The organism is Methylibium sp. Pch-M (assembly GCF_004136295.1).
Classification (GTDB): domain Bacteria; phylum Pseudomonadota; class Gammaproteobacteria; order Burkholderiales; family Burkholderiaceae_C; genus Methylibium; species Methylibium petroleiphilum.
This window is the reverse complement of sequence record NZ_CP029606.1, coordinates 1,191,018-1,212,707: the sequence shown is the minus strand read 5'-3', so window position 1 is coordinate 1,212,707 and position 21,690 is coordinate 1,191,018. Positions and strand designations below refer to the sequence as shown.

26 protein-coding genes are annotated in these 21,690 nt (G+C 68.8%); 8 read left to right on the top strand and 18 right to left on the bottom strand.

Features of this window, described 5'->3' with window-relative positions; translation table 11 throughout:
• Nucleotides 1–59: 59 nt before the first annotated feature.
• Both C1M51_RS05730 and C1M51_RS05725 read left to right on the top strand, forming a co-directional pair.
• Nucleotides 60–1,271, top strand: a complete 1,212-nt coding sequence (locus C1M51_RS05730) for a ribonucleotide-diphosphate reductase subunit beta (protein WP_011830789.1) — start codon at nucleotides 60–62, stop codon at nucleotides 1,269–1,271.
• Between the two features lie 217 nt (nucleotides 1,272–1,488).
• Nucleotides 1,489–1,926 carry a histone H1-like DNA-binding protein gene (locus C1M51_RS05725; protein WP_011830788.1) on the top strand — a complete coding sequence of 146 codons (438 nt, stop codon included), beginning with the start codon at nucleotides 1,489–1,491 and terminating at the stop codon, nucleotides 1,924–1,926.
• Between the two features lie 76 nt (nucleotides 1,927–2,002).
• On the opposite strand, the gene C1M51_RS05720 is transcribed toward C1M51_RS05725, so the two are convergent.
• The 15 genes from C1M51_RS05720 to mpl form a co-directional block, all read right to left on the bottom strand.
• Nucleotides 2,003–2,380, bottom strand: coding sequence for a hypothetical protein (locus C1M51_RS05720; protein ID WP_129448616.1), 378 nt, complete (start codon nucleotides 2,378–2,380; stop codon nucleotides 2,003–2,005).
• Nucleotides 2,381–2,510: 130 nt separating this feature from the next.
• Nucleotides 2,511–3,416: a carbohydrate kinase family protein gene (locus tag C1M51_RS05715; protein ID WP_129448615.1), complete on the bottom strand. Its 906-nt coding sequence runs from the start codon at nucleotides 3,414–3,416 to the stop codon at nucleotides 2,511–2,513.
• Nucleotides 3,417–3,473: 57 nt separating this feature from the next.
• A complete protein-coding gene (locus C1M51_RS05710; protein ID WP_129448614.1) occupies nucleotides 3,474–4,601 on the bottom strand; it encodes a zinc-ribbon and DUF3426 domain-containing protein in 1,128 nt (375 codons plus the stop codon).
• A 31-nt stretch (nucleotides 4,602–4,632) separates the two neighbouring features.
• On the bottom strand, nucleotides 4,633–5,535 hold the full coding sequence (gene prmA, locus C1M51_RS05705) for a 50S ribosomal protein L11 methyltransferase (RefSeq protein ID WP_129448613.1): 903 nt from the start codon (nucleotides 5,533–5,535) through the stop codon (nucleotides 4,633–4,635).
• A complete protein-coding gene (accC, locus tag C1M51_RS05700) occupies nucleotides 5,535–6,884 on the bottom strand; it encodes an acetyl-CoA carboxylase biotin carboxylase subunit (protein WP_129448612.1) in 1,350 nt (449 codons plus the stop codon). The genes prmA and accC overlap by 1 nt, the downstream gene beginning before the upstream one ends.
• Nucleotides 6,885–6,897: 13 nt before the next feature.
• The gene (gene accB / locus C1M51_RS05695) at nucleotides 6,898–7,356 is read right to left on the bottom strand and encodes an acetyl-CoA carboxylase biotin carboxyl carrier protein (RefSeq protein WP_129448611.1); all 459 of its coding nucleotides are present in this window, start codon (nucleotides 7,354–7,356) and stop codon (nucleotides 6,898–6,900) included.
• 80 nt (nucleotides 7,357–7,436) lie between these two features.
• Nucleotides 7,437–7,886 carry a type II 3-dehydroquinate dehydratase gene (gene aroQ / locus C1M51_RS05690; protein WP_129448610.1) on the bottom strand — a complete coding sequence of 150 codons (450 nt, stop codon included), beginning with the start codon at nucleotides 7,884–7,886 and terminating at the stop codon, nucleotides 7,437–7,439.
• Between the two features lie 86 nt (nucleotides 7,887–7,972).
• Complete coding sequence (locus tag C1M51_RS05685; RefSeq protein WP_129448609.1) at nucleotides 7,973–8,515, bottom strand: TlpA disulfide reductase family protein; 543 nt, start codon at nucleotides 8,513–8,515, stop codon at nucleotides 7,973–7,975.
• Nucleotides 8,512–9,126 (bottom strand): hypothetical protein, encoded by a 615-nt coding sequence (locus tag C1M51_RS05680; RefSeq protein WP_129448608.1) that lies wholly within the window; start codon nucleotides 9,124–9,126, stop codon nucleotides 8,512–8,514. The genes C1M51_RS05685 and C1M51_RS05680 overlap by 4 nt, the downstream gene beginning before the upstream one ends.
• Nucleotides 9,127–9,160: 34 nt before the next feature.
• Nucleotides 9,161–9,937: a transglycosylase domain-containing protein gene (locus C1M51_RS05675; RefSeq protein WP_129448607.1), complete on the bottom strand. Its 777-nt coding sequence runs from the start codon at nucleotides 9,935–9,937 to the stop codon at nucleotides 9,161–9,163.
• On the bottom strand, nucleotides 9,934–10,818 hold the full coding sequence (gene aroE / locus C1M51_RS05670; protein ID WP_129448606.1) for a shikimate dehydrogenase: 885 nt from the start codon (nucleotides 10,816–10,818) through the stop codon (nucleotides 9,934–9,936). Before aroE ends, C1M51_RS05675 begins: the two co-directional genes overlap by 4 nt.
• Nucleotides 10,815–11,705 carry an energy transducer TonB gene (locus tag C1M51_RS05665; RefSeq protein WP_011830776.1) on the bottom strand — a complete coding sequence of 297 codons (891 nt, stop codon included), beginning with the start codon at nucleotides 11,703–11,705 and terminating at the stop codon, nucleotides 10,815–10,817. The genes aroE and C1M51_RS05665 overlap by 4 nt, the downstream gene beginning before the upstream one ends.
• A gap of 12 nt (nucleotides 11,706–11,717) precedes the next feature.
• Nucleotides 11,718–13,775 carry a ribonuclease catalytic domain-containing protein gene (locus C1M51_RS05660; protein ID WP_129448605.1) on the bottom strand — a complete coding sequence of 686 codons (2,058 nt, stop codon included), beginning with the start codon at nucleotides 13,773–13,775 and terminating at the stop codon, nucleotides 11,718–11,720.
• Nucleotides 13,776–13,809: 34 nt separating this feature from the next.
• Nucleotides 13,810–14,406, bottom strand: a complete 597-nt coding sequence (locus tag C1M51_RS05655) for a YqiA/YcfP family alpha/beta fold hydrolase (RefSeq protein WP_129448604.1) — start codon at nucleotides 14,404–14,406, stop codon at nucleotides 13,810–13,812.
• A complete protein-coding gene (mpl, locus tag C1M51_RS05650; RefSeq protein WP_129448603.1) occupies nucleotides 14,403–15,752 on the bottom strand; it encodes a UDP-N-acetylmuramate:L-alanyl-gamma-D-glutamyl-meso-diaminopimelate ligase in 1,350 nt (449 codons plus the stop codon). The genes C1M51_RS05655 and mpl overlap by 4 nt, the downstream gene beginning before the upstream one ends.
• Before the next feature lie 62 nt (nucleotides 15,753–15,814).
• On the opposite strand from mpl, the gene C1M51_RS05645 reads away from it, so the two are divergent.
• Complete coding sequence (locus C1M51_RS05645) at nucleotides 15,815–16,267, top strand: hypothetical protein (RefSeq protein WP_129448602.1); 453 nt, start codon at nucleotides 15,815–15,817, stop codon at nucleotides 16,265–16,267.
• A gap of 19 nt (nucleotides 16,268–16,286) precedes the next feature.
• Complete coding sequence (locus C1M51_RS05640; protein ID WP_129448601.1) at nucleotides 16,287–16,760, top strand: DUF6152 family protein; 474 nt, start codon at nucleotides 16,287–16,289, stop codon at nucleotides 16,758–16,760.
• A 12-nt stretch (nucleotides 16,761–16,772) separates the two neighbouring features.
• On the opposite strand, the gene C1M51_RS05635 is transcribed toward C1M51_RS05640, so the two are convergent.
• From C1M51_RS05635 to C1M51_RS05625, 3 genes are read right to left on the bottom strand one after another with little or no spacing between them, the layout of a single operon-like run.
• Nucleotides 16,773–17,603 carry a D-hexose-6-phosphate mutarotase gene (locus tag C1M51_RS05635; protein WP_129448600.1) on the bottom strand — a complete coding sequence of 277 codons (831 nt, stop codon included), beginning with the start codon at nucleotides 17,601–17,603 and terminating at the stop codon, nucleotides 16,773–16,775.
• 16 nt (nucleotides 17,604–17,619) lie between these two features.
• On the bottom strand, nucleotides 17,620–18,930 hold the full coding sequence (hemL, locus tag C1M51_RS05630; RefSeq protein WP_129448599.1) for a glutamate-1-semialdehyde 2,1-aminomutase: 1,311 nt from the start codon (nucleotides 18,928–18,930) through the stop codon (nucleotides 17,620–17,622).
• Nucleotides 18,931–18,946: 16 nt separating this feature from the next.
• Nucleotides 18,947–19,906 (bottom strand): bifunctional hydroxymethylpyrimidine kinase/phosphomethylpyrimidine kinase, encoded by a 960-nt coding sequence (locus C1M51_RS05625; protein ID WP_129448598.1) that lies wholly within the window; start codon nucleotides 19,904–19,906, stop codon nucleotides 18,947–18,949.
• Between the two features lie 179 nt (nucleotides 19,907–20,085).
• Between C1M51_RS05625 and C1M51_RS05620 the strand changes: the two genes are divergently transcribed.
• The 4 genes from C1M51_RS05620 (at nucleotide 20,086) to C1M51_RS05605 (ending at nucleotide 21,687) form a co-directional block, all read left to right on the top strand.
• Nucleotides 20,086–20,238, top strand: a complete 153-nt coding sequence (locus C1M51_RS05620) for a rubredoxin (RefSeq protein WP_011830767.1) — start codon at nucleotides 20,086–20,088, stop codon at nucleotides 20,236–20,238.
• A gap of 38 nt (nucleotides 20,239–20,276) precedes the next feature.
• A complete protein-coding gene (locus C1M51_RS05615; protein ID WP_207207831.1) occupies nucleotides 20,277–20,690 on the top strand; it encodes a PleD family two-component system response regulator in 414 nt (137 codons plus the stop codon).
• A 66-nt stretch (nucleotides 20,691–20,756) separates the two neighbouring features.
• Nucleotides 20,757–21,122 (top strand): PleD family two-component system response regulator, encoded by a 366-nt coding sequence (locus C1M51_RS05610; RefSeq protein ID WP_011830765.1) that lies wholly within the window; start codon nucleotides 20,757–20,759, stop codon nucleotides 21,120–21,122.
• A gap of 40 nt (nucleotides 21,123–21,162) precedes the next feature.
• The gene (locus C1M51_RS05605; protein WP_129448597.1) at nucleotides 21,163–21,687 is read left to right on the top strand and encodes a chemotaxis protein CheW; all 525 of its coding nucleotides are present in this window, start codon (nucleotides 21,163–21,165) and stop codon (nucleotides 21,685–21,687) included.
• The last annotated feature ends 3 nt before the right edge of the window (nucleotides 21,688–21,690 follow it).

The following is a 21,690-nucleotide window of genomic DNA, read 5'->3' as shown; positions in this document are numbered from 1 at the left end:
AACAAGTGCTTGGTGTTTGAACACAACACTCCGATAATTCAGTTCACAGGAAGTACACCATGCTGGTTTGGGAAGACGACGCTCGTTCCGCCTCCACTGCGACGCATCACACTCCGCCCTCATCGCTGCGCGATGCACGGGCCACAGACCCGTCATCCCCGATTTCCTCGTCGCCCGCAACGCAGTCCGCTGCCTTGTTCGATGCGCCTCCGGCTGCGGCCCATGCCGTGAAGCCTTCGGCGGCAGCGGGCACGCGCCGCGTCAACGTGGCCGACAAGCGCATCATCAACGGCCAGACCGACGTCAACCAACTGGTGCCGTTCAAGTACAAGTGGGCGTGGGAGAAGTACCTCGCCACTTGCGCGAATCACTGGATGCCGCAAGAGGTCAACATGTCGCGCGACATCGCGACCTGGAAGGATCCGAACGGCTTGTCGGAAGACGAGCGCCGCATCATCAAGCGCAACCTCGGCTTCTTCGTGACCGCCGATTCGCTGGCCGCCAACAACATCGTGCTGGGCACCTACCGCCACATCACCGCGCCCGAGTGCCGGCAGTTCCTGTTGCGCCAGGCCTTCGAAGAAGCGATCCACACGCACGCCTACCAGTACATCGTCGAGTCGCTGGGCCTGGACGAGAGCGAGATCTTCAACGCCTACAACGAGGTCCAGTCGATCCGCGACAAGGACGAGTTCCTGATCCCCTTCATCGGCGCGATCATGGATCCGAACTTCCACACCGGCACGCTCGAGAACGATCGCACGCTGCTGAAATCGCTGATCGTCTTCGCCTGCCTGATGGAAGGTCTGTTCTTCTACGTCGGCTTCACGCAGATCCTCGCGCTCGGTCGGCAGAACAAGATGACCGGCGCTGCCGAGCAGTACCAATACATCCTGCGTGACGAGTCGATGCACTGCAACTTCGGCATCGACCTGATCAACCAGATCAAGCTCGAGAACCCCCAGCTGTGGACCGCTGAATTCAAGGCTGAGATCAAGGCCCTGTTCATGAAGGCCGTCGAACTGGAGTATCGCTACGCCGAAGACACCATGCCGCGCGGCGTGCTCGGTCTGAACGCGTCCATGTTCAAGGGCTACCTGCGTTACATCGCGAACCGGCGCGCGACGCAGATCGGCCTGGAGGAGCTCTTCCCGAACGAGGAAAACCCGTTCCCGTGGATGAGTGAAATGATCGACCTGAAGAAGGAGCGCAATTTCTTCGAGACCCGCGTCATCGAGTATCAGTCCGGTGGCGCGCTCTCCTGGGATTGAAGCACCTCGTGCGCACGGCGCTCGGGCTCTGAAGAAGAAGGAAGACAACAAATCAAGATCTGTGGGTGAGACGTTAGCGACGCAGAAGCGCAACGCATTGCCCACGACCCCATTCACTGCACCGGAGCGTCTCTCCAAGGCAGCCCCATGGGCAGTGAATCGCTGTGCCGTATCGAGCGGCACAGTGCTCTTTGCAACTTGATCAAGGAGAATCGTGATGGCAACTGCGAAGAAACCGGCCGCTAAGAAGGCCCCTGCGAAGAAGGCTGCGGCCAAGAAGGCCCCGGCGAAGAAGGTCGCGGCCAAGAAGGCCCCGGCGAAGAAGGCTGCAGTCAAGAAGGCCCCGGCCAAGAAGGCGGCAGCGAAGAAGGCTCCGGCCAAGAAGGCCGCGGCGAAGAAGGCTCCGGCCAAGAAGGCCGCGGCGAAGAAGGCTCCGGCCAAGAAGGCCGCGGCGAAGAAGGCCCCTGCCAAGAAGGCCGCGGCGAAGAAGCCTGCCGCGAAGAAGGCCGCCAAGAAGCCGGCTGCGAAGAAAGCCGCGAAGAAGCCGGCTGCGAAGAAGGCTCCCGCCGCCCCTGCTGCGCCTGCAGCCCCGGCAGCGAAGACCACGCTCAGCCCGCAAGCGGCTTGGCCTTTCCCGACGGGCACCAAGCCCTGAGTGATTGGCTCGACCAGTTGAAAGCCCGGCTTCGGCCGGGCTTTTTCATGGGCGCAGCAGCAACGGCAGTACGCGGTTAGAGGGGTTGCGTGTCGGCGAAGCCGTTCGCAGGCAGGGCCGTCACGAGTCGGCCGCGGTCGAGGTTCTCGGCAAGTTCCTGCTTGCGTGCGGCAGCATCGGCGGCCTTGTCGCGGGCTTCGCGCTGAACCGCGCTCAACGCCGGGCGTTCGGCCAGTTCCTTCTGCAGCTGCGCGATCTGGCGTTTGGCCTGCGTTGCATTCTGGCCCGCGACGGCGCGGGCTTTCTCGAGGCGTTGCAGCACGGCACTCAACTGGCGTCGATACCACCAGGCGCACATCAGCCACGAAAGCGCGGCCAGCGCGAGCGCAGCGCCCATCAGCAGCAGCCAGTTCGTGAGAGTCATCGCACACTCCTTCGGCAGCCGCAGTTTCACCGGCCACTCAGCCTGAAGCGAACGATAGCCGCTCGGACGCCACTGTGTCCGTGAATCCATCTCGCGTGTCGCTGTCTCAGAGGGGTACTGCTGCGTCACGACTGTGCATTACGGCACGGTCGATACCGATTCAGAGCCCGAGCGCGGCCCGATCGATGCGGTGGTTCTGCGGGCCAGCGCACGCAATCTTCAGCGCGCCGACGCGGTTTCCGAGTTCGGCGCAGCGCGCCAGGGGCCAGTCGCGCTCCAGGCCGTAGAGCAGCGCACCGCGGAAGGCGTCGCCGCAACCGGTCGGATCGACGATCGCCGTGGCGGCCACGCCAGGAACGCGCCGGACCTGCCCCTGCTCCCACACCTCGCAGCCGTCAGCGCCCAGTGTGACGAACAAGCCGCGCAAGTGGGAGCGCGACAGTTGTTCGAGGCTCAGGCCGGTGCGATCACACAGCATCCTTGCCTCGTAGTCGTTCACAGCGACCCAACTCGCTTGCTCGACGAATCGGCGCAGTTCGGCGCCGTCGAACATCGGCAGTCCCTGGCCCGGATCGAAGATGAACGGAATGCCAGCCTCGTGCAGTTGCTGGGCATGCTCGAGCATCGCGTCGCGGCCGTCCGGTGCCACGATGGCGAGCGCCAGGTCACCACGTGGAGGCACCGCCGTGCGCTGTGCGAACTGCATCGCGCCGGGATGGAAGGCGGTGATCTGGTTGTTGTCCTGGTCGGTGATGATGATCGCCTGCGCTGTGTAGCTTTCATCGATGCGTTTGACCAGGGTGGTGCTCACGCCCCAGTCGCGCAGCCGCTGCAGGTAGCCGTCGCCGTCGGCGCCGAGCGTCGCCATCACCACCGGCGTGCCGCCCAGCTGCTGGTGGGTGTAGGCGATATTGCCGGCGCAACCGCCGAACTCGCGCTTCAGCGTGGGCACCAGAAAGGACACGTTGAGGATGTGGATCTGCTCCGGGAGGATCTGTTGCGCAAAGCGGCCGGGGAACATGGTGATGGTGTCGAACGCGAGCGAACCGCAGATCAGGGCCGGCATGGCAACTCCGAGACGAGGAAGAATAAAAGGGCGGTCGATCGGCGATGAGCGAGGGGCTCAGGGATAGAACAGCTCGACCGTGTAGCCACTGATGCGTGCGCCGCGCGCCGTCAGCAGTGCTTGCAACTGACTTTCCGATCCGGGGGCGAGCGCCACGCCGGGCACTGAACCGCCCGTGGCGGTACGGAAATCGGCCGGCGCCAGCGCGCGCCGCGAGACCAGGGTGCCGCTGTTGTCGGTCACACTGAGATCGACCGACGGCAGGGCGATATCCACCTGGCCCCGGTTGTGCAGCGTCAGGCTCAGCCGGTAGGCGTCACTGCCTTCCACCTGCGTCAGCCCGCTCGATTCGACGGTGATGGCCGAAAGGCGCCGCAGCGGCTCGATGCGGCAGTCCAGCACGTCGCACAGCGCTTCCAGCGTCGGCCGCGCCTGCGGCCACTGTGCCGCGAAGGCGTCGCGGTACTGCACAGCGATCTGGGTGAGCAGCGTGCTGATCAGCAGTACCGCAGCCACGACGAGCGAGGCGCGCACCCGCGGGCGGCGCCAGCGCGCCGCATCCTCGGCCTGGCGCAGGAAGCCGGGGGTGCCGGCAACGGCCGGCGCGGCGGGCGGCGGCATCGCCGCCTCGTCCCCGATCGGCGCCTCCAGCAGCGAACTCATCGCGACCGCCTGGCGCGCGGCACGGCTGTCGCGCCAGCGCTGCAGCAACGGCGCGGACGGCGGCGCGCTCTTGGGGCTGGCTGGCGGCAGCGCATCGACGGGATCTTCGGTCGCGTCCGGTTCCAGTGCCGCGGCGTCGGGTGGGAACTCGCTCGGAAAGCGGGCATCGGCGAAATCGGGGTGCTCGTCCGAGCGGCTGTCGCCGGACTGCGGTGCGAAGAAGCGCGACTCGATCGCGTCGTGCTCCTGGGTCGCGGGCATGGCCGCCAGCACGCCGTGTTCGCTGTTGCCGGGGTGATGGCTCGCAACGAACTCGGCCATGCCCTCGACCACCGACTGCGTAGGGCTGGCCTTCGGGGTGCGCTGCGGCGGGGCCTCGCGCTCCAGATCGAACAGGCCCTCGAGCGCGTTGAAGGTGTCCTGGCAGCGGCCGCAGCGCACCCAGCCTTCCGAGACCTTGAGCTGGTCCTGCACGACACGGAAGATCGTGCCGCAGGCGGTGCAGCGGGTGGCCAGGCTCATGCTGCGAATGATGCCATCGCGCAGGCCCCTCTCAGGCGGCGCGGCGGGCGGTCATCAGGATCCAGCCGTCTTCGCGATCGCTGACCTCGAGCGCCAGCCATGGCGCATAGGCGGCCTGCAGCTCGGCGGCCTGGCGCTCCAGGATGCCGGCCAGCACGAGGTGGCCGCCCGCGGCGACATGGGCGCTGAGCAGCGGTGCCAGCAGCTTCAACGGTGTGGCCAGGATGTTGGCCAGCACCAGCGGATAGGCGGCCGACGGGCTGCCGGCGCGTTCGGGCAGCCCGGCCTCGAGCGTCGCGCCATTGGCATGTGCGTTGTCCTGCGTCGACTGGATCGCCGCCGGGTCGATGTCGACTGCATCGATCGGGGCGGCCCCGAACAGTGCGGCACCGATGGCGAGGATGCCCGAGCCGCAGCCATAGTCGAGCACGCGCCGGCCGCGCACAGCAGCCTCGTGCGTGGCGATCCAGCGCAGGCACATGCGCGTCGTCGGGTGCGTGCCGGTGCCGAAGGCGAGGCCAGGGTCGAGCCGGATCACCTGGGTTGCCGCGGCCGGCGCCTCATGCCATGACGGCACGATCCAGAAGCTCGGCGTGATCTCGACCGGTGCGAACTGCGACTGCGTCAATCGCACCCAGTCCTGTTCGGGCACGGCCTCGAGGGCCTGCAGCGCGACCTCGGCGGCCCAGTCCTGGCTGAGCAGCAGCGTGGCCGCGGCGGTGGCTGCCGCCTCGTCGGCGAACAGCGCCCGCAATGTCGAGCGCTGCCAGCCGGGCGCCGGCGCCGGCATGTCCGGCTCGCCGAACAGCGCCTGCTCGGCCGGCGTGTCGGCGTCGGCGTCCTCGACCGAGACGGACAGCGCGTCGAGCTCCATCAGCGCGTCGGAGACCGTCTCGACCGCCTCCTCCGGCGCGCGCAGCACGAGCTCGAACATCAGCGCTTGCGCTGCGCCATCCAGCCTTCCAGGTAGTGGATGCTGGTGCCGCCCTCGACGAACTTCGCATCGACCACCAACTCGCGGTGCAGCGGCGTGTTGGTCTGGATGCCTTCGATCACCGTCTCCAGCAGCGCCGTGCGCATGCGCGCCAACGCCTGCTCGCGGGAGTCGCCGTGCGTGATGATCTTGCCGATCATCGAGTCGTAGTTCGGCGGCACGAAGTAGTTGGTGTAGGCGTGCGAGTCGACCCGCACGCCGGGGCCGCCCGGCGGATGCCACATCGTGATGCGGCCCGGTGACGGCGTGAACTTGTACGGGTCCTCGGCATTGATGCGGCACTCGATCGCGTGGCCCCGCATCTCGATCTGGCGTTGCGTGAACGGCAGCTTCTCGCCGGCGGCGATCTTGATTTGCATCTGCACGATGTCGACGCCGGTCACGAGCTCGGTCACCGGGTGCTCGACCTGCACGCGGGTGTTCATCTCGATGAAGTAGAACTCGCCGTTCTCGTACAGGAACTCGAAGGTACCGGCGCCCCGATAGCCGATCTTCTTGCAGGCAGCGACGCAGCGTTCGCCGATGCGCTCGATCACGCGCCGCGGGATGCCGGGCGCCGGAGCTTCCTCGATGATCTTCTGGTGGCGACGCTGCATCGAGCAATCGCGCTCGCCCAGCCACACCGCGTTGCGGTGGGTATCGGCCAGCACCTGGATCTCGATGTGGCGCGGGTTCTCGAGAAACTTCTCCATGTAGACGGTCGGGTTGCCGAAGGCCGCGCCGGCTTCGGCGCGCGTCGTCTGCACCGCGTGGATCAGCGCTGCCTCGGTGTGCACCACCCGCATGCCGCGCCCGCCGCCACCGCCGGCGGCCTTGATGATGACCGGGTAGCCGATCGCGCGCGCCTGGCGGATGACCTCCTTCGGGTCGTCGGGCAACGCGCCCTCGGCGCCCGGCACCGTGGGCACGCCCGACTTGATCATGGCCTGCTTGGCAGCCACCTTGTCGCCCATCACGCGGATCGACTCCGGCGTCGGGCCGATGAAGGTGAAGCCGCTCTGCTGCACGCGCTCGGCGAAGTCGGCGTTCTCGCTGAGGAAGCCGTAGCCGGGGTGGATGGCCTCGGCATCCGTCACCTCGGCGGCGGCGATGATGGCCGGCATGTTGAGATAGCTCTGCGCCGAGGCCGGCGGGCCGATGCAGACCGCCTCGTCGGCGAGCTTCACGTACTTGGCGTCGCGGTCGGCCTCCGAATAGACGATCACGGCGCGCACGCCGAGCTCGCGGCAGGCTCTCTGGATGCGGAGGGCGATCTCGCCTCGGTTGGCGATCAGGATCTTCTTGAACATCGAGTGCTCTGCCTCACTCGATGATGAACAGAGGCTGCCCGAACTCGACCGCCTGCCCGTTCTCGCAGAGGATCTTGGTGACCGTGCCCGACTTGTCGGCCTCGATCTCGTTCATGATCTTCATCGCCTCGATGATGCAGATCGGCTCGCCTTCCTTGATCTCCTGGCCGACCTCGGCGAAGGCCTTGGCGCCCGGGCTCGACGAGCGGTAGAAGGTGCCGACCATCGGTGACTTCACGCTGTGTCCGGTCGGCGCGGCGGGCTCCGCCGCCGCCGCTGCCGGGGCCGGCGCGGTGGCGACCGCCGCGACCGCGGGGACAGCAACGGGCGCCGCCACCGGGGTGGCCACGACCGTGGCCACCGGCGCGCTCTTGACGATGCGCACCTTGCCGTCGGCCTCGGTGATCTCCAGTTCGGAGACGTTGGACTCCGACACCAGGTCGATCAGCGTCTTCAGTTTGCGCAGGTCCATGGGTTTCTCTCTCCAACGAATGTCGTTATGGTTTCTTCAAACCGGACCTGCGCGGCGGTGTACCGCGGCAGGGCCACCGCTCAGTTGCGTGCGCCGCCGAGCCGTTCGAGCGCGAACTCCAGCGCCAGGCGGTAGCCGCTGGCGCCCAGGCCGACGATCACCCCTTCGGCCAGCTCCGAGAAATAGGAATGGTGGCGGAAGGCCTCGCGGCGGTGCACGTTCGACAGGTGCACCTCGACGAACGGCAGGGCCACCGCGGCGAGCGCATCGCGCAACGCGACACTGGTGTGCGTGAAGGCGGCCGGGTTGATCAGGATGAAGCGGGTGCCGTCACTGCGCGCCGCCTGCACCCGATCGACCAGCGCACCTTCGTGGTTGCTCTGGAAGCTCGCCAGCCCGAACCCGGCCTCACCCGCACGGCGCAGCAGGGCCGCGTCGATCTCGGCCAGCGTGGAGGCGCCGTAGACCGCCGGTTCGCGGCTGCCGAGCAGGTTGAGATTGGGTCCGTGAAGGACGAGTATTTCCATCAGATGCGAGTTCGATGCCGGCAGATCCCCCGGCGAAGCCGCGACTTTACGCGCAAACGGGGCGGTGGTCGATCACGAAGCGGGCGCGCTCAGCCCTGCGCCCGGGCCCAGGCGGCGAGGTCCTCGTAGCGGGTCTCGCCCAGCTTGCGCTGCACGGGCCGGCCGGCGGCATCGAAGGCCACGGTGAAGGGCAGGCCGCCCTGCTCGTTGCCGAGCTGGCGCGACAGCTCGCTGCCTTCGAAGCCCGCCAGCCCGATCGGGAAGCCCAGCTTCAGGCGGCCCAGGAACTCGCGGACCGGGGTCGGTCCATCGACGGCCAAGCCGACAACTTGCCAGCCTTTTGACTGGAAATCACGATGAAAGCGATCAATTTCCGGCAATTCGCGGACACAGGGTGCGCACCATGTGGCCCAGAAATTGATCAGCAGCGGCTTGCCACGCAGGCTCCGCATCGCCAGCGTACCGCCCTCGGGGCGGTCGAAACTCGATGCCCACAAGGCCGCGACGGCCGGATCGAGCGCCGGTCCCGGCTGCCGCAATCCCAGCCACACCCCGGCGGCCACACCGGCCCCCGCACCCAGGCCGAAGAGCAGTCGACGGCGGCGCGCCGAGGCGGTAGTGGGCGGCTTCATCGTGCGTCCTTCGTCATCAGTTGGCGCAGTGCTGCGGCATCGCCGCGGGCGCTGCGGCCGTGGGCGTCGCGCTTGAGCGCGCCGCGGAGGTCGTCGTGGTCCAGGATGCTGAGATGTACCGTGACCGATTCATTCAACGTGGCGCAGGGCTGGGCCAGGCTCAGTACGTCGATGGTGCGCCCGTTCGGACTCCGGGTGCTGCCGACGTCGTAGCCGATGCCGGCGTTCAGCAGCGCGATCTCGGCCGCCTTCGAATCGTCGCAGTAGAGCTGCAGGTGCACATCGTTCAGCCGGGTGGCGGTGCCGCGCCAGACCGCGCCGCTCAGGTGCGGGCGGAACTCGGCCAGCTGTTCCATCCAGTGCAACGCCACCTCGCGCAGCGCCGCCAGTTCCAGCGGCTGGGTGTCGGCGCAGAACAATTCGAGGTAAGCGCGGACTTCGGCTTCGAGCAAGTCGTTGTCGGGCAAGTCTCGCGCCGGCAGGCCGCGCTGGCCCAGCAGTTTCAGGGCCCGCTGCTTGGCTGGCCCGTATTCGAGGCCTTCTTCGACGACGAGCCGGGCCGCGGTCGCGGCGATCTCGGCGCTGAGCGCGGACGGGGCGGAAGAGGGCATGGCGCGGGTTGGAGCGGCGAGACGGGGGCTCGGTTCAGGGCAGTTCGACCGCCGACATGCGCGACACGATGGTCGCGGCGCGACCACTGACATAGGCCGAGCCGGGGCGCTTCTCGAAGCGCTTGGGGGCCGGCAGCATCACGGCCAGGCGAGCTGCCTGCATCGCGCTCAGCTGGTCGGCATCGACGCGGAAATAGTGGCGGGACGCGGCCTGCGCGCCGAACACGCCTTCGCCCCACTCGACGTTGTTCAGGTAGATCGTCAGGATGCGCTTCTTGTCGAGCAGCGCCTCGAGCATGAAGGTGATGACGAACTCCTGCCCCTTGCGGGCCAGGCTGCGCTCGCCCGACAGGAACAGGTTCTTCGCAAGTTGCTGGCTGATGGTCGAGCCGCCGACGATCTTCGCCACCGGGGCCGGGCGGGGCGGCGCCGGTCGGGCATTGGCCGCCCGCCGCTGCTGCTGGCTCTCGAGCTGCGCCTGCAGCTTCTCGGCACGTGCCTCGGCGCGCTGGTTGCGTTCCCAGGCCTTCTCGATCGCTTCCCAGTCCACGCCGCCGTGGTCGGTGAAGCTGGCGTCTTCCGACGCGATCACCGCCCGCTTGAGCGTTGCGGCGATGCGCTCGTAGGGTTGCCAGTGTTGCGACCACAGGACCTCGTGGCGCTCGGTCGCCAGGCGCCAGATCTCGCTGCGCTGGAAGGTGGTGGATTCGGGATCGACGAAACGCATCATCGCGATGCGGAGCACGAACACCCCTTGCAAGGCGATGGCGCTGAGGGCCAGCAGCACCAGCCAGCGGATCAGGCGCTTCATGTGTCGGCCCCGTCGACGACGGCACGCAATTCGGCGAGCACGGCCGGCGTCGGCGGGCGCACGCCGCGCCAGAACCGGAACGACTCGGCCGCCTGCTCGACCAGCATGCCCAGGCCGTCGCGGCCATGTGCGCCGTGCGCCGCCGCCCAGCGCAGAAAACCCTGCGCCGCGGGCCCGTACATCATGTCCAGGGCCAGTGCGCCGGGGCGCAGCACGCGCGCGGCGACCGGCACCGTGGCCCCGGCGAGGCTGGCGGCGGTGGCGTTGACGACGATGTCGTAGCCGTCGCCGCAGTCGTCCAGCGCTGCCGCCTCGAGCGTCACGCCGTGCAGCGCCGCCAGCGCCGCATGGCGCTCGACCAGCGTGCGGGCCCTGTCGGGCGAGCGGTTCGCCAGCACCAGCCGTTGTGGCCCGTTTTCGAGGAGCGGCCCCAGCACGCCGGCCGCTGCGCCGCCGGCGCCGACCAGCAGCAGTGTGGCGCCCTGCAACGCAACGCCGGCATGGACCGTGATGTCGCGCACCAGCCCGGCGCCGTCGGTGTTGTCGGCCTGCCAGCCTTCGGCATCGAAGCGCAGGGTGTTGGCCGCCTGGGCCAGTGCGGCGCGCGGTGTGAGCTGCGCGGCGAGCGCGACGGCCTCGAACTTGAATGGCACCGTGACGTTGCAGCCGCGCGCCGGCCCGAGCCCGGCGCCGGTCGATGCCGCAAAGGCGCCCACGGTGGCCGCGAAGCCATCGAGCGGGCAGGGCAGCCGGCCGTAGTCGATCGGCTCGCCCGTCAGCGCGGCGAATCGCGCGTGGATGAACGGAGAGCGGCTGTGCTCGACCGGGTGGCCGGCGACCGCGTAGCGATCGCGGGCCGCTGCGTCCGCGTGCTCCTTCATTGCGGCGACGACTGCAGGAGCCGCGTCTCGAAGCCCTCGTCTCGCGTGAAGCGGAAGCGCGACACGACGACGATCTGGTCGGCCTGCTTGCGCATCGCGTCGGTGAAGGGTCCGAACGGCGACGCTGCTCGCACGATGGCCTGCGCGCGGCGATCGAGCGTGCGCTGACCTGAGCTCTGGACGATCTCGGTGTCGAGCACCTGGCCGAGCGCGTCGACGGTGACGATCATCGTCAGCTCGCCGTAGAGCTTGCGGCCCTTGTCCTCGGGGAAGTTCAGGGTGCCGCGCTCCTCGATCTTGCGGCGCAGCACGTCGTAGTAGACGGCGTACACCGCCTCGCTGGTCGACGGGCTCACGTAGCGCTTCTTCGGACGGGCATTGGCGTCGTTGATGCGCTTCTCGATCTCGGCCAGCATCTGCAGCATCTGCTGGCGCTGTTCGGCCTGGGCGCGGGCGTCCGGGCTCCCTTCGTCGCGTTGCGGGTCGGGCGGCGGCAGGCGCGCCAGCTCGCGGCGGATCTGCGCCAGCAGCTGCATCTGCTGCTCCTGCAGCGACTGGATCTGCTGGCGCGCGTCTTCCAGCGAATCGCCGACCTCGGTCAGGGCGGACGGCGGCAGCGGCGAGGTGGCGCGGCCGGCCTGCGCCTCGCCGCCGCCGGCCAGCGCGGCCTGTGCGATCGCCTGCGCCTTCAGCGGCGGCTCGGTCGAGCGCGCGTTGACCAGGATGACCTCGAGCGGCGTGTCCTTGAACACACGGTTGAAGCCTTCCGGGTCGACGAAGCGCACCGTCAGCAGTACCGCGTGAACACCGAAGGAGATCAGCAGCGCGACGTGCAGTGCGGTGAGTCGCCGGAGGCGCTCTGCCCAGCGTTGCGGAATCAGCTTCATGCGTCGGGCATCCTAGGCGGCGCCGGAGGGGGCCGGGTCGGCGGCATTGTCGCCATCCTGCAGGTCGATCGCCAGCGCGAGCGGCGCGGCAGCCTCGGCCGCTTCGTCGGCCTCCTCGGCATCGACCGGCGCATCGTCGGCCGGCGTCGCCGGATCGTCGAGCCGGGTGACGAGGCTGGCGTGCAGCTCCAGCGTGAGCAGATCGGTCCCGGTGATGCGCACCCGCACCCGGGCTCCGCGCGGCAGCGACTCGCAGCCGAGGGCCCGGAACACCAGCGGCAGCGTGTCGGCGCGGACCAGCCCGTCCTTCATCACCGCGGCCTCCAGCTCGGTCAGGCCTGCCTGCTCGAGGTGACGCATCGTCCAGTAGCGCTCCAGCCCGTTCTGGAACTGGTTGTAGGCCGTGTACGCGGCGTCGAAGCCCGAGATGACCGAGAACAGCTCGGCGTCCTTGGGCTTGAACGGTGCGGCCAGCGCCGCGGTGCGGCCGTGCCGCGCGCAGGCGATGATCTGCCACTGGTTGACCAGGTCCACGTAGCGCCGCAACGGAGAGGTGGCCCAGGTGTACTGCTTGACGCCCATGCCCGCATGCGGCGCCGGCTTGGTGCCCATGCGCACCTTGATGCCGGGCGCCATGCTGGCCTGGCTGCGGTAGATGCCCGGCACGCCGCACTCGGCGATCCAGCCGCCCCAGTGGCTGTTGGCGAGGATCATCGCCTCGGCGACGATCAGGTCCAGCGGCGAACCGCGCTTGCGTTCGGTGATGACGACCGTCTCGCTGCCGTCGGGCTCGCCGGCGTTCCCTCCGTCGAGCCTGAAGTTGTAGTCCGGCCGGTTGAAGTTCTCGGGCTTGCCGCGCACCAGCTCGCGCTGCGCCTTCAGATACCGGGCCAGGCGGAAAGCGAACGCGAGCTCGGGCGCGAAGGCGTAGTCGGCCGGCGCCTCGCCGGTCAGCGTGGGTTCGGTGACCACCGCGTCGAGCTGGTCGTGGCGCAGGTTGGCGGCGATCGTCACCTGCTCCAGCTTCGTTTCCACCGCCTTCACGGCCAGCGACGCCGCATCGAGGCTGAAGTACACCGACACCGCCGGGCAGTCGCGCCCTTCGAGCAGCGTGTAGCTCTGCACCACCTCGTCGGGCAGCATGGTCAGCTTGTGGCCCGGCATGTAGACGGTGGACCAGCGCGTGCGCGCCACCTGGTCGACGGCCGAGCCCGGCAGGACCGCCAGGCCCGGCGCGGCGATGTGCACGCCGAACACGACGGTGTCACTGCCCAGCCCCTGCACCGACAAGGCGTCGTCGATCTCGGTGGTGCTCGAGTCGTCGATCGAGAAGGCCTGCACTGCCGCCGGCGGCAGGTCGTTCTTGATCGGCGGCGCCTGCAGCGGCGGAAAGGCCGTGCCCTTGGGGAAGAACTCGAACAGGAAGCGCTTCCAGTGGAACTGGTAGGGGCTGGTGATCGCGCCGGCGTCCTTCAGCAGGTCGAGCGGCGCCTTGTGCGAGCGCTTCGCGGCCTCGACCACGGCCTTGTACTCGGGGCCGTTCTTGTCGGGCTTGAACAGGATGCGGTAGAGCTGCTCGGTGATCGGCGCCGGGCAGTGGCCGCCGGCCAGCTCGACCGCCCAGGACTCGATCTGCGCGGCCTGCTGCGCCTTGCGCTCGATCGCCACCAGGGCCTGCTTCAGGATGTCTTCCGGCGCCTTGCGGAAGCGTCCCTTGCCGCGCCGATGGAAGTAGTGCGGCGCATCGAACAACCGCAACAGCGTGGCCGCGCGCTGCGGCGCGTCGGGGTGGGCATTGAAGTACTCGCGGGCGATGTCGTCGAAGCCGAACTCCTCGTCCGGCGCGACCTCCCAGATGAGGTCGAGGTCGATCTCGCCCGACAGGCTGTGCGCCTGCGCCAGCAGCTCGGCTGGCGCAGGTTTCGCAAAACGCAGCAGCGCGTTGGCGCTCTTGACCTTGACGCGCTTGCCGGAATCGAGCTCCACCTGCAGCGAGCTCTCGGCCTCGGACATCACACGGCCGGCGAGGAACTTGCCGGCTTCTTCGAACAGGGCGTAGGTATCGGACATATCGGGGCGGATTGTCCCATCCGCCAATGCGCGGTCAGCCCAGGTCGAGAAAGCCCAGCAGATCCGGGAGGTGGTCGTCGAAGTCGCTCAGCGCGTGGTCGCCGCCCTCCAGCAGCTTGATGCGGGCGCCGGCGTAGCGGGCCGTCATGTCGCGCCAGTCGAGCACCTCGTCGCCTTTCGCGATGACGGCGAGGTAGCGCGCCGGATCGCGCAGGCGCGGCGGCCGCATCACCCGCAGCTCCTCGACGTGGGCCGCGGTGAACTCGAAGCGCAGCGCCGGGTCGTGCCAGGCGGTCTGCTCGCCGATCTGGCCGGCCAGCGTGTCGGCCGGGTCGACGGCGGGATTGAGCACGACCGCGCGGCAGCCGCGCTGCTCGGCCAGTACCGTGGCGTAGAAGCCGCCCAGGGAACTGCCGATCACCGCCATGCGATCGGACGGCCAGTCGTGAGTCAACGCATCGATCAGCGCCTTTGCCGCGGCCGGCGACGGCGGGAGTTGCGGGCAGCACCACACCAGGGAGTGGCCCGCGTCCTGCAGCCGGGCGATCTCGGCCGCCACGCGCTGCGCCTTGGCCGAACCGGGCGAGGAGCGGAAGCCATGCAGGTAGAGCAGATGCGACGGCGGCTTCATCGCGCCAGCGCGGCGAGCAGCTTGTCGTGGATGCCGCCAAAGCTGCCGTTGCTCATGCACAGCACGTGATCGCCGCTGCGCGCCGTCTGGACCACGCGCTGGACCAACGCGTCGATCGAGTCGCCGACGACCGCGCGATCGCCCAGCGGCGCCAGCGCCTCGCCGGCGTTCCAGCCCAGGCCGCCGCTGTGGCAGAAGGCCAGGTCGGCCTCCTCCAGCGCCCACGGCAGCTGGGCCTTCATCGCGCCGAGCTTCATGGTGTTGGACCGCGGCTCGAACACCGCCAGGATGCGCTGCTCGCCGATCCGGCGCCGCAAGCCGTCGATGGTGGTCCGCATGGCCGTCGGGTGGTGGGCGAAATCGTCGTAGACCTTGACGCCGCGGACCTCGCCGCGCAGCTCGAGCCGGCGCTTCACGTTCGCGAAGCCGGCCAGCGCGCGGGCTGCGTCGGCCGGCGCGACGCCGACGTGTTCTGCCGCCGCGATGGCGGCCAGCGCATTGAGCTGGTTGTGCTCACCCAGCAGCGCCCACTCCACGCGGCCGACCTGTACGCCCGACTTCAGCACGTCGAAGCTGTGCGGCTCGCCGCGGGCCCGGAAGCCGGGCACGTCGCCGCGCACGCCGAAGCGTTGCACGTCGCTCCAGCAGCCGCGCCCGAGCACGCGCGCCAGGCTCTCCTCGCGCGCGTTGACGATCACGCGTCCACTGGCCGGCACCGTGCGCAGCAGGTGGTGGAACTGGGTTTCGATGGCCGCCAGGTCCGCAAAGATGTCGGCGTGGTCGAACTCCAGATTGTTCAGCACCGCGGTGCGCGGCCGGTAGTGCACGAACTTGCTGCGCTTGTCGAAGAACGCGGTGTCGTATTCGTCGGCCTCGATCACGAAGGGCTGGCCCTCGCCCAGCCGTGCGCTGACCTCGAAGTTCTGGGGCACGCCGCCGACCAGGAAGCCGGGCCGGCGCTCATTGGCCTCCAGGATCCAGGCCAGCATCGAGGTCGTGGTGGTCTTGCCGTGCGTGCCGGCGACCGCCAGCACATGGCGCCCCTGCAGCACGTGCTCGGCCAGCCACTGCGGCCCGCTGGTGTAGGGCTGGCCGGCGTCGAGGATCGCTTCCATCAGCGCGTTGCCGCGCGAGACCACGTTGCCGATGACGTACAGGTCGGGCTTGAGCGCGAGCTGCTGCACGTCCCAACCTTCGATCAGCTCGATGCCCAGCGCGCGGAGCTGGTCGCTCATCGGCGGGTAGACGTTGGCATCGCAGCCGGTGACCCGGTGCCCGGCCTCGCGAGCCAGTGCGGCCAGGCCGCCCATGAAGGTGCCGCAGATGCCGAGGATGTGGATGTGCATGGCCGAGCATTCTAGGGACGCGGGTTGCCGCGGCGACCGCCGAGGCTGCTACCTTCTGCGACATGGAAGCACAAGCCGTTCCACTCGCGCTGCCGGCCTGGACCTGGCTGGCCCAGCACCCCTGGTTGTACCCGGCGCTCGAGGCCGTGCACCTGTGCGGCATCGCGCTGCTGTTCGGCAGCCTGGTGGTGTTCGAGCTGCGCGTGTGGGGTGCGGCGCCGACCCTGAGCGTGCCGGCGCTCGCGCGGCTCGCGCTGCCGGTCACGTTGGCGGGCTTCGGCGTGGCGGCCGTGTCGGGTGTGCTGATGTTCACCAGCCAGCCGGGCGACCTGCTGGCGAACCGCTACTTCGCGCTGAAGATGGCGCTGCTGCTGGCCGCCGGCAGCAATGCCGCGATCTTCCACGCCCGCGGCGGCCTGGGCCGGCTCGACGCCTGGGCGCGGGCGCAGACCGCGCTCTCGTTGGGGCTATGGATCGCCGTCATCATCTGTGGTCGCTGGATCGCCTACGCCTGAGGCCGGAAAGGAGAAGCCGATGAAACGTCGCCCTCTGATGTTCGCCGCATACGCCGGCGCGCTGCTGCCGCTGCGGGCCCTGGCGCATCACGGCTGGAGCCGCTTCGACCAGGGCCGTCCGATCTATCTCGAGGGGCGAGCGGTCCGTGTCGCGTGGCGCAACCCGCACGTGGAACTCGACCTGGAGGTGGCGTCCGATCTGCGCCTGCCTGCCGACCTGGCAAAGCGGCCATTGCCCGCGCAGAGCGCCCAGGTCGATGGGGCCGGGCTGCTGGCCGCGGCGGTGCTGCCGACTCGCAAGGACCGGCTGTGGCACGTGGAGCTCGCGCCCCTGACGCGCATGGAGGCCTGGAGAGTGACCGAGATCCGGCCAGGCACTCTGCTGGCCCTGCTGGGCTTCACCTTCGGCGGTGAACAAGGTGAGGCGGTGCTGCGGGCCGAGTACCTGTTCGTGGCTGGACAGACCTACGGCCTGCGCTCGTCGCCGGCCTGAGCGCGAGCGAATTCAGGCCTGCAGGGTCTGTCGTGCAAACCACTCCTGGCCCGCGGCCAGCGGCACCGGGCGGACGACGCAAGCGGTCTCGATGCACAGCATCCGCAGCCAGTCATCGTCGGGCAGGTCGGCCAGCGCGGCCGCCTTTACGGGACCCGGATTCCAGAGCACGCGGTCCGGGAATCCGTCCGCGCTGACCGCAATGCGCTGCTGCGGGGACTGCAGTACCACCGGCGTCGCGACGTCGGCGTACAGGCGATCGATCTCGCCGACGATCGTCTGCGGCTCGATCTCCTGGCGGTGCGTCGCGCCGCTCAGGCAGTCCTCGAAGTCACAGCCGCGCAGTCCGGAGACGCGGGCCTCGCGCACGTCGTCGCAGCGCAGGTAGGTGTGCAGCGCGGCGGTGAACTCGAAGGCCCGATCGCCGGTGTTCAGCACGGCGAGCTCCATCTCCAGCGCGCGACCCGACAGGCTGACGGTCAGCTCGGCCTCGAACGCGTGGGGCCACACTGCGCGGGTGGCGTCGGTATCGGTCAGGCGCAGCACTGCCTGCGCGTGCTGGCGCTGTGGGCCGTGCTCGACCAGCGTCCAGGCGCGATCGCGTGCGAACCCATGTCGAGGCAGCGGTCCGCGGCGCTCGAACTGCGGAAAGATCACCGGGATGCCACCCCGCACCGCCTGGCCGGGGCCGGCCTGCGCCCGCGGCGAGAGATAGAGCTGCTCCGGCAGGCCCGCGGGTCGCCACGACACCACATGGGCACCGTGCAGCAGCACCGTCGCCTCGGCGCCGTCCGCGGTCCGCAGGACCACGGCCGCTTGGCCGAGCACCTCGGTCATCGCCATGCGGACCCGGCCGCGATCAGGCCGCCGCCAGCGTGGCGCGGGCCGCAGCGAGCGTCGCCTCGATGTCGGCCGGCGTGTGCGCGGCGCTGACGAAGCCGGCTTCGTAGAGAGCCGGCGCCAGGTACACGCCGCGGTCGAGCATGCCGTGGAAATAGCGGTTGAAGCGCTCGCCGTCGGTGGCCATCACCTCGACATAGTTCTGCGGCAGCGCGGCCTGCGCCGTCTTCGGGAAAAAGAAGCCGAACATGCCGCCCTCGCAGTCGCCGACCATCGGCACGCCAGCCGCAGCGGCCGCGCTCAGCAGTCCGTCGAGCAGGTCGCGCGTACTCGCTGTCAGCGAATCGAAGAAGCCCGGCTTCTGGATCTCGCGCAGCGTGGCCAGGCCGCAGGCGGTGGCGACCGGGTTGCCGCTCAGCGTGCCGGCCTGGTAGACCGGGCCGAGCGGTGCGAGCTGTTCCATGATGGCGCGCGGCCCGGCGAAAGCCGCGAGCGGCATGCCGCCGCCGATGACCTTGCCGAACACGCTGAGGTCGGGCTTGAAGCCGGGAATCGCCTTCGCATACAGGCTCTGGGCGCCGCCGAGCGCGACGCGAAACCCCGTCATCACCTCGTCGAACACCAGCAACGCTCCGTGTTGCGTGCACAGCTCGCGCAGGCGTTTCATGAACGGCAGGCTGGCTCGCACGAAATTCATGTTGCCGGCGATCGGCTCGATCATCACGCAGGCGATCTCGGCGCCGTGCGCACCGAAGGCCGCCTCGAGGCCAGTCACGTCGTTGTAGGTCAGCACCAGCGTGTGCTGCACCACCTCGGGAGGCACGCCGGCCGAGGTCGGGTGGCCGAAGGTCGCGAGCCCCGAGCCGGCCTTCACCAGCAGCGCATCGGCATGGCCGTGGTAGCAGCCCTCGAACTTGACAATCTTCGAGCGCCCGGTCGCGCCGCGTGCCAGCCGCAGCGCGCTCATCGCCGCCTCGGTGCCCGAGCTGACCAGGCGCACCTGCTCGGCACTGGGGACCAGTTTCAGGATCTCCTCGGCCAGTTCCACCTCGCGCTCCGTCGGGGCGCCGAAGCTGAAGCCCTCGGTTGCTGCCTTCTGCACGGCTTCCAGCACGGCGGGGTGGCCGTGACCGAGGATCATCGGCCCCCAGGAGCCGATGTAGTCGATGTAGCGCCTGCCGTCGGCGTCCCACAGGTAGGCGCCGTCGGCCCGGGCGATGAAACGCGGCGTACCGCCGACTGCGCGGAAGGCGCGGACCGGCGAGTTCACGCCCCCGGGGATGCTGCGGCGGGCCCGTTCGAACAGGCTGGCATTGCGCGAGTCGGCCATCGTGGAGTTGCTGTGATCAGTGGATGCGGCGCGGCCCGCGCTCGGCGGACGGCAGTTCGTCGGTGGTAGGCTCACCCATCAGTCCCTCTTCCTCGGCGCCGGGCTCGGCTTCCGGCAGCGCCCAGAAAAAGCGATCGGGGACCACGTTGCCCATGCCGGGGCGGAACCCGGCGTCCAGCGCCTGGTCGAGGAAGCTGAGCGCCTCCGAGACCGCAAGGTGGAGGTCCTGGCCGCTTGCCAGCAGCGAGGCCAGTGCGGCGGCCAGGGTTTCGCCGGCTCCGAGGAAGGTGGCGTCGAAGCGCTCGAACTTCTCCCCGGTGATCGCGCCTTGCGGTGACGCCAGCACATTGTCGACCTGGGCCTCGGCGCCGCGGCTGGCGGGCAGGGCGATGCCGGTCACCAGCACGTAGCGAGCGCCGAGCTCGCCCGCGGCGACCGCCAGCTCGCGGGCCGAGGGCGGCCGTTCGGCCTCCCATTCGGGCAACAGGAAGTCGACGAGGGTCTGCTGGTTGCCGACCAGGACCTCGGTGGCCGGCAGGATCAGCTCCCGGTAGGCGTCCTGGTAGGCCTGCTGGTCGTCCTCTTCGAGCCAGGACACGCTGGTCAGGTAGGCGACCAGCGGCACGTCGGGGTAGTCGCTCAGCACCTCGGCCACGCCGGCCACGCCCTCGGCACTGCCGAGAAAGCCGACCTTCCATGCTGAGATGGTCACGTCCTCGAGGATGCTGCGGGCCTGCTCGACGATGGTGTCGGCTTCGATCTCGTGCGATTCGAAGACCTCGGCGGTATCGCGCATCACGATGGCGGTGACAACGGGCAGGGCGTGCGCGCCCATCGCGGCGATGGTGGAGATGTCGCCGGCCAGACCGCCGGCACCACTCGGGTCGCTGGCGTTGAAGCTCATCACGCACGCCGGCGGCGCGTCGCTCGCAGCCGGCTCGGTGGGTTCGGTAGCGCTGGGCGCGATCGTGTTCATGGGAGGGTTCGATCAGGGCTTGGAGCCGTGGCCGCGCATGCAGTCACGGAGTTCCAGAAAATGATGAGGAATGTTGCGTATGTGCCCACTAACCCTTGATTTTTTGCCAAAGGCGATCGCTACAATCTTTTGTCATTGTAGTGAGCAGCCAAGATACCGTGAGCGAATCGAAAACCTGGATGTGCCTCATCTGCGGATGGATCTACGACGAGGCCGCCGGGGATCCGGAGCACGGTCTCGCTGCGGGCACCGCCTGGGCCGACGTCCCGATGAATTGGACCTGTCCCGAATGCGGCGCACGCAAGGAGGACTTCGAGATGGTGCAGATCTAGCAACCCGCCGCTGAGGAGCACATCCTTTGAACGAGGCGCTGACGCAAGAAGGGCAGGAGAGCGGGGAGGCCGCGACCGCCGAAGCCATCCGCGTGCTCGTCATCGACGACAGCAACACCATCCGGCGCAGCGCCGAGATCTTCCTGAAGCAGGGCGGATACGTGGTCGTGCTGGCCGAGGACGGCTTCGATGCGCTGGCCAAGGTCAATGATCACCAGCCGCATCTCATCTTTTGCGACATCCTGATGCCGCGACTCGATGGTTACCAGACCTGCGCGATCATCAAGCGCAACCCCAGGTTCTCCGGCGTACCGGTGATCATGCTGTCCTCGAAGGACGGCCTGTTCGACAAGGCACGGGGCCGCATGGTCGGCTCCGAGGACTACCTGACCAAGCCTTTCACCAAAGACCAGTTGCTGCGAGCGGTGGAACAGCACCGCCGCGTTGCGTGATCGTGCCGCGCCTGGCGCAGCAGGCGCGGCGCCTCCGGTTGCCCGCGCAAGTTTGAGGACACCATCATGACGATCGCGAAGATCCTGCTCGTCGACGATTCCAAGACCGAACTGCATTTCCTGTCCGAACTGCTCGTCAAGCGCGGCTATCAGGTGCGCACCGCCGAGAACGGCGAGGAGGCGATGCGTCGGCTCGGCGAGGAGAAGCCCGACCTCATCCTGATGGATGTCGTGATGCCGGGGCAGAACGGGTTTCAGCTCACCCGAGCCATCACGCGGGACGTGCGCTTCACCGATGTGCCGGTGATCATGTGCACCAGCAAGAATCAGGAGACCGACAAGGTCTGGGGCATGCGGCAGGGCGCACGCGACTACGTGGTCAAGCCGGTCGACGCCGACGAGCTGATCGCCAAGATCCGCGCGTTCGACTGAGCCCCCCGGTCCATCTCCACCGCAACCGAGTCGCGACCGCATGGCCAAGAAGGAAGCGCTGCGTGAACTGCAGACCCGGCTCGCCGAGCGGCTGCAGGCCGCGCGACTGCAGAAGTCCGAGACGGCCACTTGGCTGGCCGTCGAGTGCGGCGGGCAGGGCCTGTTGCTGCCGCTGGGGCAGGCGAGCGAGATCTTCCCGCTGACGGCGCTGATGCCCGTGCCCCACACCGGTGCCTGGTTTCTGGGTGTGGCCAATCTGCGAGGGCGCCTTCATGGGGTGGTCGATCTGGCGGTCTTCCTGGGCTTGCGCGCGGCGCCGCCCCAGGAGTTCGGCACCCAGTCGCGACTGATCGCGTTCAATCCGGCGCTGGAAGTCAACTGCGCCTTGCTGGTCGATCGACTGGCCGGCCTGCGCTCGGCCGACCAGTTGCGGGTCGTGCCCGACGAGGCGGCCCATCCGGCCTTCGCCGGCGCTACCTATGCCGACGCCGGTGGCCGGCGCTGGCAGGAGATCGTGCTGGCGGAACTGGCTGGCGAAGAGGCATTCCTGAGGATCGCCCGGTGACCG

Coding starts and splice junctions, on each gene's coding strand:
- C1M51_RS05730 (WP_011830789.1), top strand. CDS start 60: ATGCTGGTTTGGGAAGACGACGCTCGTTCCGCCTCCACTGCGACGCAT.
- C1M51_RS05725 (WP_011830788.1), top strand. CDS start 1,489: ATGGCAACTGCGAAGAAACCGGCCGCTAAGAAGGCCCCTGCGAAGAAG.
- C1M51_RS05715 (WP_129448615.1), bottom strand. CDS start 3,416: ATGCCGGCCCTGATCTGCGGTTCGCTCGCGTTCGACACCATCACCATG.
- C1M51_RS05710 (WP_129448614.1), bottom strand. CDS start 4,601: ATGAGCCTGGCCACCCGCTGCACCGCCTGCGGCACGATCTTCCGTGTC.
- prmA (WP_129448613.1), bottom strand. CDS start 5,535: ATGTTCGAGCTCGTGCTGCGCGCGCCGGAGGAGGCGGTCGAGACGGTC.
- accC (WP_129448612.1), bottom strand. CDS start 6,884: ATGTTCAAGAAGATCCTGATCGCCAACCGAGGCGAGATCGCCCTCCGC.
- accB (WP_129448611.1), bottom strand. CDS start 7,356: ATGGACCTGCGCAAACTGAAGACGCTGATCGACCTGGTGTCGGAGTCC.
- C1M51_RS05685 (WP_129448609.1), bottom strand. CDS start 8,515: ATGAAGCCGCCCACTACCGCCTCGGCGCGCCGCCGTCGACTGCTCTTC.
- C1M51_RS05680 (WP_129448608.1), bottom strand. CDS start 9,126: ATGCCCTCTTCCGCCCCGTCCGCGCTCAGCGCCGAGATCGCCGCGACC.
- C1M51_RS05675 (WP_129448607.1), bottom strand. CDS start 9,937: ATGAAGCGCCTGATCCGCTGGCTGGTGCTGCTGGCCCTCAGCGCCATC.
- aroE (WP_129448606.1), bottom strand. CDS start 10,818: ATGAAGGAGCACGCGGACGCAGCGGCCCGCGATCGCTACGCGGTCGCC.
- C1M51_RS05665 (WP_011830776.1), bottom strand. CDS start 11,705: ATGAAGCTGATTCCGCAACGCTGGGCAGAGCGCCTCCGGCGACTCACC.
- C1M51_RS05660 (WP_129448605.1), bottom strand. CDS start 13,775: ATGTCCGATACCTACGCCCTGTTCGAAGAAGCCGGCAAGTTCCTCGCC.
- C1M51_RS05655 (WP_129448604.1), bottom strand. CDS start 14,406: ATGAAGCCGCCGTCGCATCTGCTCTACCTGCATGGCTTCCGCTCCTCG.
- mpl (WP_129448603.1), bottom strand. CDS start 15,752: ATGCACATCCACATCCTCGGCATCTGCGGCACCTTCATGGGCGGCCTG.
- C1M51_RS05645 (WP_129448602.1), top strand. CDS start 15,815: ATGGAAGCACAAGCCGTTCCACTCGCGCTGCCGGCCTGGACCTGGCTG.
- C1M51_RS05640 (WP_129448601.1), top strand. CDS start 16,287: ATGAAACGTCGCCCTCTGATGTTCGCCGCATACGCCGGCGCGCTGCTG.
- C1M51_RS05635 (WP_129448600.1), bottom strand. CDS start 17,603: ATGGCGATGACCGAGGTGCTCGGCCAAGCGGCCGTGGTCCTGCGGACC.
- hemL (WP_129448599.1), bottom strand. CDS start 18,930: ATGGCCGACTCGCGCAATGCCAGCCTGTTCGAACGGGCCCGCCGCAGC.
- C1M51_RS05625 (WP_129448598.1), bottom strand. CDS start 19,906: ATGAACACGATCGCGCCCAGCGCTACCGAACCCACCGAGCCGGCTGCG.
- C1M51_RS05620 (WP_011830767.1), top strand. CDS start 20,086: ATGTGCCTCATCTGCGGATGGATCTACGACGAGGCCGCCGGGGATCCG.
- C1M51_RS05610 (WP_011830765.1), top strand. CDS start 20,757: ATGACGATCGCGAAGATCCTGCTCGTCGACGATTCCAAGACCGAACTG.
- C1M51_RS05605 (WP_129448597.1), top strand. CDS start 21,163: ATGGCCAAGAAGGAAGCGCTGCGTGAACTGCAGACCCGGCTCGCCGAG.